This is a genomic window from Streptococcus sp. HMSC062H02 (assembly GCF_001813005.1).
Taxonomy (GTDB): domain Bacteria; phylum Bacillota; class Bacilli; order Lactobacillales; family Streptococcaceae; genus Streptococcus; species Streptococcus oralis_S.
In genome coordinates, this window is the sequence record NZ_KV811133.1 from 1 (window position 1) to 309 (window position 309).

1 protein-coding gene is annotated in these 309 nt (G+C 47.9%); it reads left to right on the plus strand.

The genetic code is table 11. The features are described from left to right. Positions 1-309 (plus strand): DUF1542 domain-containing protein (locus tag HMPREF2885_RS08395; protein ID WP_070657799.1); only part of this gene is annotated, 309 nt, incomplete at both ends.

Below are 309 nucleotides of genomic sequence, written 5' to 3' on the forward strand. Positions count from 1 at the left end.
AGGCGAAAGCTGATGAGGCTAAGAAGAACATTGATACTGCGACGACAGATGAAGCAGTATCGCAATCCAAGACTGCTGGAACAACTGAGGTCAACTCAGTAAACCCAACCGCGCAAAGTAAGCCAGCAGCCAAGCAAGCAATCGATGACGCCCTGAAAGCTAAGGAAACAGAAATTGATTCACGTACCGATTTGACGGACGAAGAGAAAACTGCAGCGAAGGCAGATGCCAAAGCTAAGTCCGATGAGGCTAAGAGAAACATCGACAACGCGACCACAGATGAAGCAGTATCGCAATCTAAAACTGCTG